The 16206-nt window shown below is 30.8% G+C and carries 14 protein-coding genes and 1 pseudogene; 1 reads left to right on the top strand and 14 read right to left on the bottom strand.

What is annotated here, in order from left to right; translation table 11 throughout:
* Positions 1–22 precede the first annotated feature (22 nt).
* The 6 genes from CSPT_RS08170 to CSPT_RS08145 form a co-directional block, all read right to left on the bottom strand.
* The gene (locus CSPT_RS08170) at positions 23–709 is read right to left on the bottom strand and encodes an SIMPL domain-containing protein (protein ID WP_089183136.1); all 687 of its coding nucleotides are present in this window, start codon (positions 707–709) and stop codon (positions 23–25) included.
* Between the two features lie 68 nt (positions 710–777).
* Complete coding sequence (locus tag CSPT_RS08165; RefSeq protein WP_089183135.1) at positions 778–2715, bottom strand: BCCT family transporter; 1938 nt, start codon at positions 2713–2715, stop codon at positions 778–780.
* Between the two features lie 195 nt (positions 2716–2910).
* Positions 2911–5016, bottom strand: coding sequence for an AMP-binding protein (locus CSPT_RS08160; RefSeq protein WP_089183134.1), 2106 nt, complete (start codon positions 5014–5016; stop codon positions 2911–2913).
* 477 nt (positions 5017–5493) lie between these two features.
* Positions 5494–6222: a zeta toxin family protein gene (locus CSPT_RS08155; RefSeq protein ID WP_089183133.1), complete on the bottom strand. Its 729-nt coding sequence runs from the start codon at positions 6220–6222 to the stop codon at positions 5494–5496.
* A gap of 3 nt (positions 6223–6225) precedes the next feature.
* On the bottom strand, positions 6226–6459 hold the full coding sequence (locus CSPT_RS08150) for a hypothetical protein (RefSeq protein WP_089183132.1): 234 nt from the start codon (positions 6457–6459) through the stop codon (positions 6226–6228).
* Between the two features lie 288 nt (positions 6460–6747).
* Positions 6748–8235 carry a C69 family dipeptidase gene (locus CSPT_RS08145; protein ID WP_089183131.1) on the bottom strand — a complete coding sequence of 496 codons (1488 nt, stop codon included), beginning with the start codon at positions 8233–8235 and terminating at the stop codon, positions 6748–6750.
* A gap of 159 nt (positions 8236–8394) precedes the next feature.
* Here CSPT_RS08145 and CSPT_RS08140 point away from each other — a divergent pair, with 159 nt between their 5' ends.
* Entirely contained in the window at positions 8395–9234 is an 840-nt protein-coding gene (locus CSPT_RS08140) for a biotin synthase (RefSeq protein WP_089183130.1), read from the top strand.
* 24 nt (positions 9235–9258) lie between these two features.
* Here CSPT_RS08140 and CSPT_RS08135 read toward each other — a convergent pair whose 3' ends face one another.
* The 8 genes and pseudogenes from CSPT_RS08135 to CSPT_RS08100 all read right to left on the bottom strand — a co-directional run bounded on the left by CSPT_RS08135 (position 9259) and on the right by CSPT_RS08100 (position 16074).
* Positions 9259–9978 (bottom strand): winged helix-turn-helix domain-containing protein, encoded by a 720-nt coding sequence (locus tag CSPT_RS08135; RefSeq protein WP_089183129.1) that lies wholly within the window; start codon positions 9976–9978, stop codon positions 9259–9261.
* Entirely contained in the window at positions 9971–10753 is a 783-nt protein-coding gene (fdhD, locus tag CSPT_RS08130) for a formate dehydrogenase accessory sulfurtransferase FdhD (RefSeq protein WP_089183128.1), read from the bottom strand. Before fdhD ends, CSPT_RS08135 begins: the two co-directional genes overlap by 8 nt.
* Positions 10754–10765: 12 nt before the next feature.
* A complete protein-coding gene (locus tag CSPT_RS08125) occupies positions 10766–11707 on the bottom strand; it encodes a formate dehydrogenase subunit gamma (protein WP_089183127.1) in 942 nt (313 codons plus the stop codon).
* Between the two features lie 70 nt (positions 11708–11777).
* Positions 11778–12371, bottom strand: a complete 594-nt coding sequence (gene fdh3B, locus CSPT_RS08120; RefSeq protein WP_089183126.1) for a formate dehydrogenase FDH3 subunit beta — start codon at positions 12369–12371, stop codon at positions 11778–11780.
* A gap of 10 nt (positions 12372–12381) precedes the next feature.
* Positions 12382–14886: a molybdopterin-dependent oxidoreductase gene (locus CSPT_RS08115; RefSeq protein WP_309543851.1), complete on the bottom strand. Its 2505-nt coding sequence runs from the start codon at positions 14884–14886 to the stop codon at positions 12382–12384.
* A gap of 6 nt (positions 14887–14892) precedes the next feature.
* A pseudogene (locus CSPT_RS09420) lies at positions 14893–15060 on the bottom strand (hypothetical protein); the annotation flags it as partial.
* Between the two features lie 137 nt (positions 15061–15197).
* The gene (locus CSPT_RS08105) at positions 15198–15380 is read right to left on the bottom strand and encodes a twin-arginine translocation signal domain-containing protein (RefSeq protein ID WP_033916719.1); all 183 of its coding nucleotides are present in this window, start codon (positions 15378–15380) and stop codon (positions 15198–15200) included.
* On the bottom strand, positions 15361–16074 hold the full coding sequence (locus tag CSPT_RS08100) for a TorD/DmsD family molecular chaperone (protein WP_089183123.1): 714 nt from the start codon (positions 16072–16074) through the stop codon (positions 15361–15363). Before CSPT_RS08100 ends, CSPT_RS08105 begins: the two co-directional genes overlap by 20 nt.
* Positions 16075–16206: the final 132 nt, after the last annotated feature.

The following is a 16206-nucleotide window of genomic DNA, read 5'->3' as shown; positions in this document are numbered from 1 at the left end:
TTTAGCTACTATTTTGATTAAACTACTTTATGGCAAATTTAATTCTAACTTTTGCATTTATCTCTATAACTCCATCATTGCCATTTAAATTTTGCTGTGATTGTGCAACGGTTGACATTCTATAAGACGCATAAACTGGACTTGCTTGAATTTCTTCGATTTCTAGTATATCTCCAAGCGTAACATTAGCACTACTAGTCATATTTTTAGCTTTTGATATAGCATAGTTTATCGCCTCTTTCATAGCTAAATCAACTTGTTGTTGAATGTTTGATTTTTGATATTTTGTAGTAATATCTTCTATGCCTATATTTGTCAATGTATCTAAAAATTCGCTTTCTTTGGATATGTTCGTAAGTGTAATTTCAACATTTTGAGACGCCATATAAAATGTTTTTTCTATTTTTCCGTTATCATCATATATATTTTGTGGCATAACTATGTTGTTTTTTATTTTTATATTTTGTTTTTGGATATTGTTTTTATCGATTATTTTTTTTACTTTATCTGAAAGCTTGTTATTTTGTGTTTTTGCTTCTTGGGGCGTATCGCCTTTTGAAGAGATTATAAAATCAATAATAGCAATATCTGGCTCTACTTTTAACTCTCCTTGCCCATAAACAACGATATTTTTTTGATTTATGTAATTATTTGCAAAAGCAAAAATTTGCGAAGCCACGATAATAAAAGCTATAATTTTTAGTTTCATTTTTTATCCTTAATTTTAAAAATAATTTGGCAAATTATCGCACAATAAGACAAATTTATCATAAATATTTATCTAGTTTTATGTAAAAAATGCATATGTCGTCTGTATTGTTCTATTATATCATTTATCACTGATGTTTTGCTCCATCCGATGATATCATAATCTTGCCCGCCTTCTTTTAAAAATACTTCAGCTCTATAATAACTATCACTCATAGCATAATCAGGTGAATTTGTTTCTATAAGCTTTACGCCATAAATAAAATTTTGTTCATCGCCTAAATCTATTTCTAAAGCTATTTTTGATTTATTAACATCTTTATGTATTTTTGGATTAAGCGAGTTTTTATTAAAAATTTCAGAAATTTCACTAAAAGCTGGCTGTATTATGTCTATTAAAAAATCTTTTGCTTCATTTTTATCAGGGGTATCAATGATAGCTTGAAGTCTTTCTTGCCAACTTTTTGTGCTTCCTATGGTTGTTGGCAAATTTGCAACGCTTTGAGTATATTTTTTCTCAGAATCTATTCTTAAAGCTTTTAAAAGTCCATAAATAGACCCAAGCATAGCTAAAGTTAGTGGAAGTGCTGAAACAATAGTCATTGTTTGAAGAGCATCAAGCCCGCCTGTATAAAGTAAAGCAGCAGCTAGAATTCCGGTTAATGCACACCAAAATACTTTTTGCCATTTTGGGGTTTTATCTTCACCTTTTGAACATAGCATATCTATAACCATGGAAGCAGAATCTGCAGAAGTAATGAAAAATAGAATTATCATAAAAACTGCAATAAATGCCAAAATTAAAGTTAGCGGAAATTGTTCTAAGAATATAAATAATGCTAGTGATATATCTTTATTTACCATAATGGCAAGTTGTTCAAAACCACCATTTACCAAATTTATAGCACTATTTCCAAAAACAGTCATCCAAATAAGCGTAAAGCCAGCAGGAACAAATAAAACCCCAATAACAAATTCTCTTATTGTTCTACCTCTTGAAATTCTTGCTATAAAAAGTCCAACAAATGGCGACCAAGAAATCCACCAAGTCCAGTAAAGTATAGTCCATCCACCAATCCAGCTATCGTTTTGTTTTTCATATGCATAAAGATTAAATGTATCTCCTATAAAAGATGAGATATATGTGCCAGTATTTTCTATTAGAGATTTTAAAAGCGTGCTAGTTTCGCCTAAGATTAATATAAAAATCACAAATAAAACAGCCAAAATCATATTTGTATTGCTAAGTAATTTTATGCCTTTATCTACACCGCTTGTTGCTGAAAGTGTAACTCCTATAGTTATTGCAAAGATTAACAAGACTTGAGAAACATTACTTATTGGCATACCAAAAAGATAGTTAAATCCTGAATTTACTTGTAAAACGCCATATCCAAGAGATGTTGTAACACCAAAAAGTGTTGCAATAACTGCAAATACATCTATAGCATCTCCAAATTTTCCATATATTTTATTGCCAATTATTGGATAAAAAGCCGATCTAAGAGTTAAAGGAAGATTGTGTCTATATGCAAAAAATGCAAGTATAATTGCAACTATACCATATACCGCCCAAGCATTTAATCCCCAGTGAAAAAATGTTATATTCATCGCTTTTTTTGCTGCTTCAATAGTTCTTGGATCTCCACTTGGCGGTGCAAGATAGTGCATTAAAGGTTCTCCTACGCCAAAAAACATTAAACCTATACCCATTCCTGCGGCAAAAAGCATTGCAAACCATGAACCGTTTGCATAATCTGGCTTTGAATGATCAGGTCCTAATTTTATTTTACCAAATCTTGAAATTCCTAAAAATACAACAACAAAAAATATAATAGTCATGCTTAAAACATAAAACCAGCCAAAATTTACAGTTAAATAGTTTTGTGTAAATTTTAACTTTTCAAGTGTAAATTCTGGAAAAATCATCGTTATTGCTATAATCAAAGCTATTATTATAACAGATGTATAAAAAACGGGTGGATTGTATTTTCTTTTAAAAGTCATATATTCTCCTTGATTTGTGTTAATCCTTATATATTACATTAATTTTTTAAATAGCATTAAAATTTTGTTATAAATTTATTTGATAATTTTGTTTTATTTAATCTCAAATAAAGTAATTTCCATATTTTAAAAAGTAGTATAAAAATATCAAAATTTTTTTCAAACAAACACTATTTATCTATAATGAAACTAATTTTAATAAAAATTTATATTGCTTAAAGCAACATAATCAGTTTTTCCAGTGCTTAAAAGTGGAATTTGTTTGATATAAATAACTTTTTTTGGTATATAAAGTTCGCTTAAGCCATTTTGTTTTGCTGTATTTAATATTTCATCTCTGCTTAGTTTTTCATCATTTGTAAATAGTATCAAAGATTCACCCTTTTTTTCATCTTTTATACTAATTACGGCATGTATAAAATTTGACGATATTTTTGTTGCTAATTTTTCGATTTCTTCAAGTCCAACCATTTCTCCAGCTATTTTTGCAAAGCGTTTAACTCTTCCTATGATATGCAAAAATCCATCTTCGTCTATTTTTACGATATCTCCAGTTTTATACCACTCATTTTGTTTTTCAAGTATGCCAGGATTTGTATCTTTTAAATACCCGCTCATAATGTTTTCGCATTTTACACACAAAATACCGCCATCTTTAATTCCTTCTATATCTTCGAGTTTGATTTCAATCCCCGGTAAAACTTTGCCTACCGAATCACTTTTGTAAGCAAGTGGTGTATTTACCGATATTATAGGTGCAGTTTCTGTTGTGCCATAGCCTTCTAAAATTCGTATGCCAAATTTTTCTAACCATAGTTCTTTGACATTTTTAGAGAGTTTTTCTGCTCCACATATCACAAATTTTAATTTATGAAAGTCGTAAATATGGGCTTTTTTGGCATAATTTCCTAAAAATGTGTTTGTAGCTATGAGTATAGTGGCGTTTGAATCATATGAAATTTCTGGAATTATTTTATAATGAAGTGGTGAAACATATAAAAACAGCTTAGTTCCGCTTAATATCGGCAAAAACCCTCCGGCATTTAATCCAAATGAGTGAAAAAGCGGTAATGAGTTTAACATTTTATCTTCATTTGTGATACTTATAACCGAGCTTATTTGATAAATATTTGCCAAAAATGCGTTATGACTAAGACTAACTCCTTTTGGTTTGCCCTCGCTTCCTGATGTAAAAAGCACTGCAGCTTCGTTATTTGGATCTTGCTTTTTGTATGTTAGATGTATGAAATTTCTCTCAAAAAATATAAGCCAAATTTTATCAAAAATATTTATATGCTCTTTGAAATCTTCTATATAAAGTATTTTTATGTTTGCTAAGCTGTCTATCTTTTCTTCTAGTTTTGTAGTTTTTAAAAAATTTTTTGATGTTATTATAAATTTTAAATTTGCAGCATTTATGGCATTTTGCATATTTAAAACACCTGATGTGAAATTTATCATTGTTGGTGTTTTGCCTTTTGAAATAAGTCCAAAAATGAGCCCTAAAGTGGCGATTATATTTGGCATAATTATGCCAATGCGTTTTTCATTTTTGGTTAGTTTTACGCATACTTTACCTAAAATAAGGCTCATTGTTAAAATATCTTTGTATGAATATACGCCTTTTATATCTTCAGCTATTTTAAATTTGCAACCATAAATTTTTTTAGCATATAAAAATTCTTCGAAAATGTCTCTTTTTGTGCGTGATTTGAAAATCAAATTTTGCATTTTTGTTTGTAAAAATTGTGCCCCTTCATATCTTTTTTGTTTATTTGTCTTTGTTTCATCAAATTTGATTTTAAATGGCTCGAAATATGTTATGTTAATTTGTGTAAAAATCCGTTTTGGAAATGTTTTTGGCATCCTTGAAAAATGTGTAAATTTGCTCCCATTTATTATGATTGGCAAAATTGTAGCGTCGGTTTTTTGAGCTATAAATACTACTCCTTCGTATATTTTCATAAGTCCGCCAGTATTTGTTACTCTACCTTCTGGAAAAATAACAATCGGTCTTGATGTGGTATTTATAGTTTGTATAACGCTTTTTAAAGACATCGGATTTAGTTGATCTATGGTTATGTAATCACAAAAATGTATGAAAAATTTAACGATTTTTTTATTTGTCATAGTCGTATTTATGATAAAAAGTGGTTTATTTGGCAAAATAGCCCAAAGCAAAGCACCATCCAAAAGAGATTGATGATTTGAGATTATTATAGTTGGTTTTTTGGTCTCAAATTTTCCATAAATTCTTATGTTATATAAAAATTTGCATAGTAAATAAAATATAGTTTTCATAGTTAATACCTTTTTTGTCAAATGATATTAACATAAATTTAAGATAAAAGCTATAAAACTTAATTTTTTTAGTTTTATAGGACAATTGTAAATTCTTTTAATTACAGAATGCAATATATAATTTTGATGAAAAAGATCATAAAAAGTTATTTGATATTAAGTAAGTTTATTTAAAATTGTTATATAAAACAAAAAACCAGTAAAAATAAATTAAGTAAGAGTAAAACAAAAATAATGCAAATATAAAAAAGTAATAAACTAAATCAATTATCAAAACCAAAAATGCCTACAAAGCAAGAATTAAGCAAATTAATACTCGATGAAAAAAATCAACTATAAATACTGTTTTAAAAGATAAATAAAGTATTTAATTTAAATTTTGCTATTAATTTGCATAATGACATTATTAAAAGATATGTATTATATGCCTATAATCAAACACGAACTAGGTTATTTAACTCAAATTCAAATTTTATATTAATTGTTTTTTTCATTGTCTAATAAATTTTTAATTTTATTTGATTTTTCTTTAACCAAATTTTTATCAAAACTGATTTCAGTTTTTTTACCTTGCCTATTTTGAATGAAAATACTATTTGCAAGACCAGTTTCAAAAACTTTTGCAGCATTTTCAGATATGTTTTCTACAACTATATCATGGTCTTCTTTATTGGTATATCTTGCAGTTGATGAATTTATTTGTTTTTGTTTTTCATATCTTTCTAAACAACTTTGCCAGCTTATGTCTTTATCACAAGCTTTTATTGCTATATTAGTATCGTATCCTTTATCTTTTAAAAGCAAAAGAGTTTTAATCGGAGTTGTTTCGGTTCTAAAAGTTCCTTCTACAATTAAATTATAACCTTTATCACTTGCATTTTCTATCAATTTTTCAGTGATTTTACTTGAAAAGTTTTGAGTATATTTTGCAGCTAATTTACCTTCATTTTTTTGAATTTCATCATACCTTGGATGATATCTTCTAAAATCATCACCACTAATTACAATTGCATTATCATTAAATTTATCTTTTAAAATACTATTTATCAATGAACTTTTTCCAGCACCTGGCTGACCACCTAAGACATAGGCTGATTTGTTTTTGGATATATTGATTTGCCTTGTAGCTTCTTTCCAAATTTCTTCAAATTTATCATTAAATTCTTCATCGCTAAATTTGTATTTTGTAGAGAAATCATCAGACATTTTTTAATCCTTTATCTGATATTTTTGGCAAACATTTTTTATATCATTGGCAGTTTTTAAAAAATCCCACTCTTTTTCGTTTGATGAGTATAATTTTTTTCTAAGATCAACTAAATAAAATCTATCATTATCTGATAACTCTTCGGTTATTTCTTTTCTTTGTTTAGCTCTAGAAATTTCTCCTAGACCAGTTGCGACAAGTTCTAATAAAACATCTTTTTCCATAAGTGTTGCCATTTTATCCCCCTGTGATTTTTTCGCTTATTTGACATATAGCCTTTTAATTTTTTTGATAGATCTTTAATATTTTATTATAATACAGCTTAAAATATCACAAAAGCTGCTATTTATCTTGCTGTTTAATATAAAAAGTGCTACGATAATAGGCGTTTTAAGTCAATTAAAGTAGGATAATATATTTGATATTTAAATCTAAATACTTGCAAATATGATTGTGTAAGTAATAAAACAATGAAGTTAAATAAGCAAATTTAGCCCAAATTTTGGGCTAAATTTTGATATTTTTTAATCTTTTTTGTTTTTATTTAGTTGTTTCCACTTAATATCTGTGTCATTAGTAAGCATAGTAAAAATTTTGTTTGTAAGGTCAATTGTCAAAAGTTTTGCGTCCATCATAACTTGTTTGCTAAAGCTGTTTAAAAGCTCATTTGCTTTAACTTTATCTTTTTTATAAATTTCAACATATTCTTTTTCCATTTTAGCTTGTCTTGCTTCTAGTGAGGCTTCAAAATTTTTATAAGCATCTTTTACTATTGGTGCGTATTTGTTGTAATCCATCATAACTAAAGTTTGAAGTTTTCTATACACCCAGTAAATAGACTCATCATCTGCTTCATATGAACCTTTATCGTATCCGTCTATAAATCCATCTAATCCATAATAATATGGCAAATAAACGCTTAAATCAGCCATACCAAGTGCCACATAAGTAACTCTACCGATTTCCATAGGAAGCCAAGGTCTAACTTGCATAACGTGCGATTCGTATGTTCTAAATACGCTTATAGTTCTATAAATGTCATCTTGTGTATTTTGATTTACATAAGGATCGTATTTTGTGCCATCATAGTGTGAACGCATGGCATCTTTTAAATCCTGCACACTTAGCTTTTTGCTAGGCTCTAAAAATACAGGGAAATTTGCACCTTTTGTTATATCTTGATTTAAAGATGGATTAAACATCTTTTGAATCCACCAAACTCTTGGATAATTATATGTTAAATCTCTGTCGTCATCTCTTGTATAGGCTTTTGTAAAGTTAAATTTGCCATCTTTTTTAGGATCATATGTGCCGTTTTTGATAGCAAATTCAACCAAGCCTTTTGAGGCTAGAAAATTTGAGTTATTTGGTTTGTAAATTTGTAATCTACCTTGATTTCCTGAGGCAAAATATTTATCTTTTGGAAGTTTATTTGCTATCCAGTGATGACCTGTGCCTGTTTCAAAATACCAAATTTCATCTTTATCTATAAAAACTACTCCAAATCCCTCGCCAGCACCTATTTTTTCAACTATATCGCCTAAAATCAAAACACCTTCTTTTGCACTTTTCATTCTAGGCAGTAATACATCTGGAATGTCATCTTCTGTGATACCTGTTTCTTCGTTATACGGATCTATTTTTAGTAGTTCATCTTTTGCGTAAATGGTTTCAGTTCCACTTATACCAACGCCAACTTCATTGTATCCAACAGCACCATGAAGTTTTGTGTGAGAGTTGGCTATGGTTGTATAACGCATAGAATTCTCTGGAAGTGGATACACAAAGTTATTTGCACCATCATGAGCTTTTGAACTATGAACTCCTGTTTGTCCAACTTTTTTTGGGTGTATCAAAAAAACTTGTGCTTTTATGGCTTTACTATCGGCACTTCTTGCTACAAGAAGAGAACCATCTTTTGAGACTTTTTCGCCAACTAGAATTGTGGTGCAAGCTAAAGCTGGTAGGCTAAGAGCTAATATCAAAATGGAAAGAAAAATTTTATTTTTCATAATATGCTACTCCTTTTTGTAAGTATATTTTTCGTATTATAACTAAAAAAATAATATTAGATTATAAATTTAATATAAAATCAAGAATATTTTTGTTTTTTAAATTTAGATTATTTAAGTATCATACGAAATAAAAATAGATATAAAAAGGTTTAATAAATGAAAGATATATTTTTATGCTCAATTTCTAATGTAAGTAGTGGAAATTGTAGCGAGGATTGTGGATATTGTATGCAAAGTGCGCACAATGATTTGGATATAAAAACATATAAATTTAAAGATAAAGATGAGGTTTTAAAAGAAGCAAAATTTCTTAGAAATCATGGTGCTCTTGGGTTTTGCTTGGTTACTTCAGGAAGAGGGCTTGATAGCAATAAATGCGAGTATATAGCCTCTCTTGCTAGCATGATAAGTAAAGAAGTGCCATCTTTACATATAATAGCTTGTTGCGGAAGAGCTGATAGACAATCTCTTTCTTATCTTAAAGAAAATGGTGTAGCAAGTTATAATCATAATCTTGAAACAGCTAAAAGCCACTTTCCTAAAATTTGCACCACTCACACATGGGAAGAGAGATATGAGACAAATGAAAATGTTGCAAGTGTTGGGTTAGGAATTTGTAGTGGCGGCATTTTTGGTCTAGGTGAGAGTAAAGAGCAAAGACATGAGTTTTTAAAACAAGTCGCAAGTATCAAGCCTCACACTGTGCCCATAAATTTTTTTATAAATGCAAAAGGTCTTAAGATTAATCAGCCAACAATGAGTAGAGAAGAGGCTTTGGAGTGTGTAAAGCTTGCTAAACAATATCTTCCAAATGTCCGTCTTATGATAGCAGGAGGCAGAGAGGCTGTGTTTGGTGAAAATCAAAAAGAACTTTTTGAGTGTGGTATAAATGCGGTTGTATTGGGAGATTATCTCATAGCAAAAGGAAACACACCTGCAACTGAGGTTGAAAGAATTAGAAGTTATGGATATGATATAGCAAAAACATGTCATTAATATTGTAGCTAAATTGCTACAATATTAATCTTTTTTCAAGAAAAGTTCTTTAAATCTTTTGTTTGCAAATTCTTCTATATCTTGCTGTAATTTTCTATAGTTTTGTATAAGCTCAAATGCTTTTGGTTTTAGTTTAGTTCCAGCGTCTTCTCCGCCACCTTGTTTTGTTTCAAAAAGTTCATCTTTGAAATTTGTTTCTAAAATTTTAAGATGGTTCCAGCATTTTTTATAATTCATACCTAAGATTTCTGCTGCTTTTTTTATACTTCCAGTTTGCTCTATAACATCTAAAACTTCAGTTTTTCCCTTGCCAAAAAGTAGTTCTCCTTTGGAATTTTCAATCCAAATTTTTGTTTTTATTTTCATAGATTTACCCTTTTTTTCTTTAAAACAACCAAGTTCGCAGTATTTAACATCAATTTTGAAGTCTTTTAGAGTAGAGCGAACTTTTTTAAGGCTAATTCCACTGGCACAGGCTCTAGCATCTTTACAAAAAATTCTATTTTTATCATCTAAAAAAGGCTTTAATTTTTCAAGCACTTCTGTGCTGCCATTTTGCATTTCAAGTCTTCCAAACTGACCTAAATCGCAGTTGTCTATCCTTATATTTAATTCATTTGCTATGCTAGAAACATCTTTTGGTTCGCTTTTTGTTTTTGTTGCTATTTTAAAAGCAGTTGCACAATTTAATCTACCATTCTCATTTAAAGAAGTTTTTATAAGCTCGGCTATATCTTCACGCATAAATTCTCTCCGCAGCACTATAAACATTGATATTTTCGCCTCTTGCAAAGCCACATAGTGTTAGATTAAATTTCCTTGCTATCATAACTCCAAGACAAGTTGGAGCTGTTCGTGAAACAAGAAGTGGAATTTGATGCATTACTGCTTTAGCAACCATTTCTGAACTTAGTCTTCCACTTACCATAAGGAATGTTTTTGTTAAATCAACACCAGCGAGTCTGGCTTTTCCTATGGCTTTATCTATAGTGTTGTGTTGGGCTATATCTTCTCCTATGAAGAATGTATTTTCATCTACAAAAAGTTTGGCAGTATGAACGCACCCGGTTTTTTCATAAAGTTCGCATTGTGTGTAAAATTTACTCATTTGATCAAGCACTAAGTGTTTATTAAATTTGATATCATTTTTAATAATTTTGGCATTTATAGCATCTGGATCAATGTTTGCAGTATTGCTTCTACCACATCCACTTATAACAACACCTTCGGCATTTAGTCTTTTTAGACTATCTTCGTTGATGTTAGCTATTATTGAGATTTTCATACCATCTTCAAGTTCGTTAATCTCTTTCATATCTTTAATTTCAGATATGATATCCTCACTCATAAGATATCCAACAGCTAATGCTTTTTGATCAACTGGAGTTGCCATAACAGAACCTACTTTTTTATCATTTACTAAAATTTCCAGTTTTATTTCCCTAACCAAAGTATCATCACAAATAAAACTTTCACTCCCTTTATATTTAGTAATCTGTGTGCTAAAAAGCGGTTCCATTAGATTTTCTCCTTACGCTAGATTTTTGTATTGGTTTTCAAAAGTTGATTTTTGAATTTGACCTTTTCTTACTAGCTCTTGATACCAATAGTGATGAAGTATATAAACCTCTTCTTCTTCTTTATATCCTGTTATGATGGAGTGTATTGAGCCTTTTATAGCAAAAACAGCCATATAAATATGAACTAATAAAAATACAGCACAAGCAGCCCCTAAAATATTATGAATAATAGCAGATAATCTTAAAATTTCTATTTGGCTCATTCCCATAATTTCTCTTAATGAAGAGATATTATAATCAAGATAAAACATACTTGCACCTGTTAATATCATAAAGAAACCACCAACAGTAGCAACCCAAAACCAAGCTTTTTGACCAGCATTAAATTTACCAGCTGGTATTGGTTGTTTGTTTTTTGAAAGATATCCACCAACCATAAACATCCATTTGATATCATAAGTTGCAGGTAGCATTCTTACAAACCAAAATAAAAACATTGGTATAAGTGAAATTGCAAAAATTATCGTAGCTAATCCGTGTAAATTTTTACACAATCTTACAAAAAATCCTCCACCAAATTCATCTCCAAACATTATGATGAGTCCTGTTGGAACTAAAATAACCCAAGCAACCGCAGCAAGAAGATGAACCAATCTTTCTATAGCGTTAAATGCATAAACTTTCCCGTGATGATGAGAAAAAGTTTTTGGACCAACTATTGCATAATGACCAACAAAGGCTAAAACTACAGCTATTATTGCACCAGCAGCAAGCCAAGCAAAATAACCATTACTTTGCCAATTAACAAAAAAAGACGCAAATCCATTGTAGTAGCTATCAATGTTTTGTATACGACCCTCAGCCCAAACTGGACTATCGTGTTGAAGCTTTTCTAAAAACTCGCTTCCAAATGCAAAGCATGAAAAACCAAATAAAAAAAGTAATTTTTTCATAGAATTCCTTTAAATTTTAATATCATAAACTGTGCCATAAATAATTTAAAACTATTATAGCACAGTTTGTTTAAAAAATATTTTCTTTAGGAGTTCCTAGTTCTCCATTTTGACTTTTTCTCTCTACTACTCTTGCTCTATATATGGCATCTACTTCTTCGCTATTGCCTACAAGTAGAGCTTTTGTAGAACACATTGCGGCACAAACGGGAACTTTTCCTTCGGAAATTCTATTTTGACCATACATATGTCTTTCTTCTTCTGAGTTTGTTGGTTTTGGACCGCCTGCACACATTGTACATTTATCCATTGCACCTTTTGCACCAAAAATCCCGCTTTTTGGAAATTGTGGTGCACCAAACGGACACGCATATAAGCAATACCCACATCCAATGCATATTTCTTTATCGTGTAAAACTATAGCATCTTCTCTTATATAAAAACAATCAACTGGACAAACTTGTGCACAAGGTGCATCAGAGCAGTGCATACAAGCAATGGTGCTTGATACTTCTTTTCCAGGTATTCCTTCGTTTAAAGTTATAACTCTTCTTCTTCTAATTCCAAGTGGCAACTCATGTGCATCATCGCAAGCAACAGAGCAACCATTGCAGTCTATACATCTATCTAAATCACATAAAAATTTCATTCTTATAGCTGACATGATCTACTCCTTAAGCTTTTTCTATGCGGCATAAACCGCCTTTTGTTTCTGGAATTTGACATGATATATCATATCCATAGTTTGTAACAGTATTTGCACTCTCTCCGCTTGCATAAGGCGCTGTTCCTGCTGGGAAATTCTTAGTCATATCAACACCTTGCATAATTCCAGTAAAGTGGAATGGCAAGAATATACTTTTTTCATTTACAGCATGTGTAAATCTTGCTTTTACTTTTATCCAAGTACCTTCTGGGCTATGAATTTTCATCATAGAGCCATCTTTTATATCATATTTTGCTGCAAGGGCTGGATTTATATCGCAAAACATCTCTGGGGTTAATCTAGTTAAATACATACTGGCTCTATTTTCCATACCTGCACCATTTAGATTTACAAGTCTAGCTGTGATTAAATTTATAGGAAATTCCTTGCTATAATTTTTAGCTGATTGAATGGATTTAAATCTAGTAAATACTCTGTATTGATTTTCTTGGTCTTCAAAAGTTGGATACTTCTCTACTAAATCTTGTCTTGGCGAATGGAGAGGTTCTCTATGAAGTGGAATTTGGTCAATAAAATTCCAAGCTATAGCTCTAGCTTTAGCATTGCCATAAGGTGCTATCTCTTTTTCTAGGCATTTTTGAGCGATTATATTACTAGCATCTGTTGACCAGCTATTACCCATTTGAGCTTTTTCTTCTTCGCTTAGAGTAATTCCTAAAACTTTTTCTATGTTTTCTTTAGTAATTTGTGGATATCCCCCATTTATACTAGAATCAACTGGTGCTGACCCTTCTTCTGCAAGTAAATTTTTGCCATCTCTTATATGTCCAAATCTTGCTCTAAATCCCATACCGCCTTTACTTACAGGTAAATTTATATTATATAAATTTGGACTTCCTGGATGTGTCTCAGTCCAGCATGGCCAAGGCAGGCCATAATATTCGTTTTCAAATTCGCCACTTCCTTTTAGTGTAACTTGGTCAAATTTATCCCAGTTATCTGTGTGTTTTTTAAGTCTTTCTGGAGTCCATCCTGTATATCCGATACTTTTAAGAGTGTTTGCTATCTCTCTTGTAGCAGCTTCTGGCCACTCGATATTTCCTTTATCATCTCTTATAGTTTTTGTATATTCGTCGTAAAATCCAATTCTTTTTGCAAGTTCAAATAAAATTTCTTGATCAGGCTTACATTCATACAATGGTTCAACTACTTGATATCTCCATTGTCCGCTCCTATTTGTTGCAACAACTGAGCCTGATGTTTCAAACTGTGTTGCTGTTGGAAGCAAGAAAATATTATCTTTTTTATCTGTTATAATTGCAGCTTCATTTACAAATGGATCTGCTAATACTAACAAATCAAGGTTATCAAGACCTTCTTTTACCTTGGTTTGCTGAGCTGTTGAAGTGATACCGTTTCCTAACACAACCAGCGCTTTTAAGCTTGTTCCAGCATTATCTATAGGATCATTTCCATCTTTACCATTTAAAACTCCAGCCCACCATCTAGCAAGTGTAAAGCCTTTTTTATACATCATATCTTCATTGATGAATCTACTTTTCATCCATTCATGGCTTACACCCCATTGTTTGCTAAACCATTTCCATGAAGTTTCGTTAAGATCATAATATCCCGGTAAATTTTCACTCAAACATCCCATATCAGAAGCACCTTGAACATTATCGTGCCCTCTTAATATATTTGTTCCTCCGCCTTCAACACCAACATTTCCAAGAACTAATTGTAAAATCGGAGCCATTCTTGTGTTTGATGTTCCTATAGTGTGTTGAGTTAAGCCCATAGCCCAAATAAGTGTTCCTGGTCTATTTTGTGCATAAACTTTAGCAATTTCTTCTAAAATTTCTTTTTTTACACTTGTTACATCTTCAACAACTTCTGGCGTCCATTTTTTAGCCTCTTCTATGATGGCTTCCATACCATAAGTTCTTTTTTCTATGTAATCTTTATCTTCCCATCCATTTTTGAAAATAATGTGAAGCATACCATATATAAAGGCTATATCAGTTCCTGGTCTAATTTGTGCAAAATAATCAGCTTTAGCAGCAGTATGTGTAAATCTAGGATCTACAACTATTAATTTTGCACCTTTTTGTTTTGCAAGTAAAAAGTGTCTAAAACCAACAGGATGGTTTACTGCAGGATTTGCTCCAAATATAATTATAGCTTTGCTTTTTTGTATATCTCCAAGGTGATTTGTCATAGCGCCATAACCCCAAGTATTCGCCACACCGGCGACTGTTGCACTATGTCAAATTCTAGCTTGATGATCTATATTGTTTGTTCCATAAAATGCTGCAAATTTACGAATATAATACGCTTGTTCATTACTTGTTTTTGCAGAACCTAAAAACATAGCTTGTTCTGGATTTTCTTCTCTTAGAGCTTTTAGCTTTGCTCCTATTTTATCAAAAGCTTCTTCGTAGCTTATTCTTTTCCACTCTCCATTTACTTTTTCCATAGGGTATTTTAATCTAACAGATGATCTAACCATATCAACCATGTCAGAACCTTTACAGCAATGCCCTCCAGCACTAACTGGGTGATCTTGAGCTACTTCTTGTCTTACCCAAACGCCATCTTGAACTTCTGCTATAACACCGCATCCAACAGAACATGCTGTACATACTGATTTAACAAGTTTTGAGTTTGGAAACGGGTTTTTCATCTCTTCCTCAGTGGCTTTTCTAGTAACATCGGCTAAGCTTAATGTGCCAAGTCCAACGCTACTAGAAAGTGCTGCCATTTTAAGAAAAGATCTACGACCTATCTTATTATGACTTATTGACATATTTTTATCCTTTCTTAATGTGCTTGTTTATAATAAAATTCCCAAGTAGGGTTTTTTTGATATAAAACTTCGGTTTTTTTACCGCTATCTTTTTTAATATCTTCAAGTTTAACAGCCAAAGCCGGAACGCTTGCAACTGTAACACCGCCAGCTATCATAGCCGCGTTTTTTAAAAACTCACGCCTTTTTTCTTTCATTTTCTTTCTCCTTATTTTTTCTAGCTTTATTTACTTCTCTTCTTATCATTTCAGATCTTGAAAGATCATTGCTAACTTGTTTATGTTTTTGAGTATCAGGTTTGCTTTGCACGAAATAAGCTCTTTCAAACTCAACAAAACTAGCCATTATAATCGCAATGTCTTTGTATATAGATGCTTTTGGATGAGTTAATATAGAGTTTATAAACTCATCTATAAAAGGATTTATGTAATTTACAAAAAGCTCTTCGCAAAGATGTTCAAATTTATCGCCATTTTGTATATTTTGAGATATCATATATCCCATTAGTGTGAAAATAAATCCAAAACTATCTTCACTTTCTTTAAATTTATCTTTATCTTTTCTTATGTCAGTTTGTGCCATTATCTTTTTGATTTTCACACAAGCTTCGCCTATCTCTCTACCTTCATCAAAATAACTGATAGTTGTTCTAAGTGGTCTTGGCGGGGTATGGAAAATGTTATCATACTCAGATATTATTTTTTTAAGATTACCATCAAAGCTCATTAATATTCTATTAGCAGCGTGAAAACTCTCATCATCGAGCGGATTTTGGCAAATTAGAAGAAGTTTTTCTTTTACGCCATCAAATCTATCATCTTTTGTAGTAAAAATAAATAGTTTTGAAAATAGCGAATAATACAACCCTCTAGCCAAATTTAAGTTTTCCACTTTTATTTACCCTTATAAATTTAATTCATCGTATGGAATTTACTACAAATTTGTTTAAGTAGATGTGATTTAAAATTTCTAGTTTTTATTATTAAAATTAGCTTAAATATGCTATTTTGGAATATTTATCAA

The sequence above is a fragment of the Campylobacter sputorum subsp. sputorum genome, assembly GCF_008245005.1.
GTDB lineage: Bacteria > Campylobacterota > Campylobacteria > Campylobacterales > Campylobacteraceae > Campylobacter_F > Campylobacter_F sputorum.
Note: the sequence above shows the minus strand (reverse complement) of the source record. Positions and strands in the feature narration are given on the sequence as shown.